General features: G+C 40.7%; 6 protein-coding genes. 5 read left to right on the top strand and 1 reads right to left on the bottom strand.

What is annotated here, in order from left to right; genetic code table 11:
- The 5 genes from Q1V93_RS11420 to Q1V93_RS11400 form a co-directional block, all read left to right on the top strand.
- Window positions 1–505, top strand: a 505-nt coding sequence (locus Q1V93_RS11420; RefSeq protein WP_300664803.1) for a DUF2130 domain-containing protein, incomplete at its 5' end; no start/stop codon positions are given.
- Between the two features lie 45 nt (window positions 506–550).
- Window positions 551–1,312 (top strand): DUF3667 domain-containing protein, encoded by a 762-nt coding sequence (locus Q1V93_RS11415; protein ID WP_300664802.1) that lies wholly within the window; start codon window positions 551–553, stop codon window positions 1,310–1,312.
- A 10-nt stretch (window positions 1,313–1,322) separates the two neighbouring features.
- Entirely contained in the window at window positions 1,323–1,715 is a 393-nt protein-coding gene (locus Q1V93_RS11410) for a VOC family protein (RefSeq protein ID WP_300664800.1), read from the top strand.
- Window position 1,716: 1 nt separating this feature from the next.
- On the top strand, window positions 1,717–2,166 hold the full coding sequence (locus tag Q1V93_RS11405) for a GNAT family N-acetyltransferase (RefSeq protein ID WP_300664798.1): 450 nt from the start codon (window positions 1,717–1,719) through the stop codon (window positions 2,164–2,166).
- Complete coding sequence (locus Q1V93_RS11400; protein WP_300664796.1) at window positions 2,163–3,626, top strand: DUF2079 domain-containing protein; 1,464 nt, start codon at window positions 2,163–2,165, stop codon at window positions 3,624–3,626. The genes Q1V93_RS11405 and Q1V93_RS11400 overlap by 4 nt, the downstream gene beginning before the upstream one ends.
- A gap of 45 nt (window positions 3,627–3,671) precedes the next feature.
- Here the strand turns inward: Q1V93_RS11400 and Q1V93_RS11395 are convergent.
- The coding region (locus Q1V93_RS11395) for an OmpA family protein (protein ID WP_300664794.1) at window positions 3,672–3,916 on the bottom strand (245 nt) is incomplete at its 5' end.

The following is a 3,916-nucleotide window of genomic DNA, read 5'->3' as shown; positions in this document are numbered from 1 at the left end:
GCCCACCTGGATTGAAAAATTCAAGGCAGATATCCGTGATAAAGGAGCCGATATTGGGGTTCTGGTAACAGAAGTTATGCCTTCGGATATGGAACGCATGGGTTTGAAGGACGGAATCTGGATCTGTACTTATGAAGAATTTAAAGGACTTTGTTCTGTTTTGAGAGAAACGATTATTCAAATCAGCAGCACGTTGGTTTCCCAGGAAAATAAAGGAGACAAGATGCACATGCTGTATGATTTTCTGACGAGTTCTACGTTTCGCATGCAGGTGGAAGCAATCGTAGAAGGATTTACCCAGATGAAAGCCGACCTGGAAAGCGAAAAACGCTCCATGCAGCGCATTTGGAAACAACGCGAAAAACAAATTGAAAAAGTCATTGTAAATACCATCGACATGTACGGTTCTGTAAAAGGAATTGCAGGAAATGCCGTGCAGGAAGTGAAAGCCCTGGAACTGCCCGGAGATGATTCTGGAGATGATCAGGACGATAATGAAGATTAAAACAGGACTATTTATACTACAAACGAAACTATTTATTGAACACGAATGAATCATCCATGTAAAAATTGCACTGCTGAGCTGAATGGTAACTATTGCAGCAATTGCGGGCAATCTGCTGACACACATAAGTTGAATTTCCACTACATGTGGCACGATATTCAACACGGATTACTCCATTTCGACAAAGGAATTTTTTATTCTGTCAAGGAATTGTATACGAGACCGGGACACAGTATTCGCGAATTCCTGGAAGGAAAACGGGTCAAGCATTTCAAACCACTTTCTATGGTCATTGTACTTGCAACCGTTTATGCGTTTTTATCTCATTTGCTTCATTTGGAACACGGTACGCAAATCTCCCTTCAAAATAATGTGGGAGGCGGTAAAGGAGTTGATCCGATGGATATTACCAAGTGGATTTCGGATCATTATGCCTTGTCGCGTTTGCTGTCAATTCCGCTTTTGGCATTTTCAACCTGGCTTTGTTTTAAGAAACAGAAGTTCAATTTTGTTGAATTGTTGGTTCTGACAGCTTTTGTGACGGCTCAGGCGTTGGTTTTGCCCATTTTGTCAACACCGATCCTGTATTTTTTGAAAGATTCACTTGCATTTGATCTTTATAATTGGGGATTACAGCTTGTGGAGTTTGTGCTGTTTGCCTGGACTTACATCCAGTTTTTCAATAAATTATCTAAATGGCGGGCCTTTTTCCAGGCAGTATTGGCGTTGTTGCTTTATTTGGTTTTATTGTTACTTGTCAGTGGGATTATCGTCCTTATCCTGGGAATGTTTTATTTTTATCACTAAAATGAGTTCCATGATTCAGTTTGCCTATACGATTTTGTACGTTTCGGATGTGAAAAGATCCGTTGATTTTTATACCAGAGTCTTTGGCTTTGAACTGAAATTCATTGCTCCCGAAAATGAATATGCGGAGTTGATCACCGGAAATACGACCATTTCCTTTGCCTCGATATCCCTGGCAAATTCCAATTTGAAAGATGGTTTTCAGGAAAGTAGCCTGAAGTCCAAATCTTTCGGAATAGAATTGGGTTTTACCACCGAAAATGTTCAGGATTTGGTCAATAAAGCACTTTCTGAAGGAGCGGTGCTGGCAGAAGAAACAAAAGAAAAGCCCTGGGGACAAACCGTTGCGTATGTGCGTGATTTGGACGGATTTTTACTTGAATTGTGTACCCCAATGAGTTGATATGAATTACATTCGAACATATAATCACCTCGACAAAGAAACCATATTGGAACTCTTTGACGCCAATTGTCCGGCCTATTTTGCACCTGAAGAAAAAGAAGACCTGAAAAATTACCTCGATTTTGAATTGGAAGACTATTTTGTGGTCGAATCAGAAGGAAAAGTGGTGGCTTGCGGGGGAATCAATATTCAACAAGATCAAAATAAAGGAGTTCTGAGTTGGGATATGATCCACCCGGATTCTCAAAAAAAAGGAATCGGGAGAGCTTTAGTGGAACACCGGGTGAAACATCTGAAAGAAAATCGGAAAGTAGATCGTATTGGAGTACGAACTGCTCAATTCACGCATGAGTTTTATTCCAGGTGCGGTTTCGTATTGAAAGAAGTGGTAGAAGATTATTGGGCTCCGGGCTACGATTTGTATGATATGGATTATCCCGAAGAAAGATGAGCAGCATAAAGAATTTTTATTTGGGATTTAAACAAGTTCCCGAAAAATACCTCGTCGTTCTGGCATTTGCAGTGATTTACTCATTGATTTCTTTCGTAAATCATTATCTGTTCCGGACCTATGCGCTGGATTTAGGACTTTATTCGAATGCGTTGTACGATTATGCTCATTTTCAATGGAATGACAGTACCACTTTCAAAGTGGCTCCCGAAAATTTACTGGGAGATCATTTTGACTTCTATTTGATCCTTTTTTCGCCGTTGGTTTGGATTTTCGGATCGTATACCTTGCCGATTATTCAGATTGCAGCCTTGCTTTTCGGAGGACTGGGAGTTTATCGTTATTTCAAAACAAGTCGCTATATGGCAGCAATGGCGATGATCTTTTTCTACTCGTTTTTTGGTGTTTTATCAGCGCTTTCGTATGATTTTCACGATAGCGTGGTCGTTGCGTCGCTGGTTCCGTGGCTTTTTGTGTTTACCAAAGAGCGAAAACTGAAATGGTGCGTTTTCTTCCTCATCGTTTTATGTGTCGGAAAGGAAAACAGCCCGCTCTGGGTTGCGTTTATCTGTTTCGGATTGTCGCTTCAATTATGGAACGAAAAAAAATGGCGCAATTTTTACATCCTGGCAGGAGTTTTTTCGATGATCTATTTTATGATTGTGATCAAACTGATTATGCCGGCTTTGGCGGGCGATGGTGTTTATCCTCATTTTGATTACAGCATTTTAGGAGGAAGTATGGGAAGCGCAGTGAAGCATTTGCTATTTCATCCGATTGACTCGTTTAATCTGATGATCTCGAACTTTAATGGCGACCCGATGGCTGATGATACGAAAGCATTTTTGCTGCGGTATCTGATCTATTCCGGGATCATTTTGCTGCTGTTCCGGCCAGCTTACCTGGTGATGCTGATTCCGATCTTCTTTCAGAAATTATTTCATGATTCTCCGATTATCTGGGGAGCTGGTTTCCATTATTGTATCGAATTCACCCCGATTCTGGCAATTGGTGTTTTTGAAGTGATCGGAAAACTCAAAAAAGAATCCTTCCGAAAGATCGGAGCAACGGTAGTTGTTTTGTCTGCAATGATTATTACACACGAGCGTATGACAGAAACTTATTTCTATACTCCGGACACGAATATCAATTTCCTGTCGAAGAATCATTACAAGAAAGAATACAATGTGAAACCGGTGTATGCTGCGTTTAAACTGATTCCGGGAAATGCAATAGTTTCCGCTCAATCAAATTTGGTTCCCCATTTAGCGAATAGAAATTACTGTTACATGTATCCGGTGGTAAAAAACGCGGAATACGTTGTTTTGGCTAAAAAAGATACATCGTATCCGTTGACTGATTCTATTTTCCAGGTCGAGATCAAGAAGTATCAGGAATCTCCTGATTGGATTAAACTGGTGGATCAGGAAGAAGTTCTCTTGGTGAAAAAACGGAAATAAAAAAAGCAGGCACACGATGTATCGCATGCCTGCTTTTTTTATTGGTTAATTTGCCTTAATCTCAAATTCCGTACGGCGGTTTTGTTGTTTCCCGTCTTCGGAATTATTGGAAGCAATCGGTTTGGAAGAACCATATCCTTTCGCAGTCATACGACTTGCAGCAATTCCTTTCTGAGCCAGGTAAGAAACGACTGCTTCGGCGCGTTGCTGAGACAATACTTCGTTCAATGAAGCAGAACCCGTATTATCGGTATGTCCGGAGATTTCAATTTTCAAGCTTGGTACATCTT

It is taken from the genome of Fluviicola sp. (assembly GCF_030151805.1).
In the GTDB taxonomy this organism is placed as follows: Bacteria; Bacteroidota; Bacteroidia; order Flavobacteriales_D; family Crocinitomicaceae; genus Fluviicola.
The sequence above is the reverse complement of the archived record's forward strand: the minus strand, read 5'-3'. Positions and strand labels throughout refer to the sequence as shown.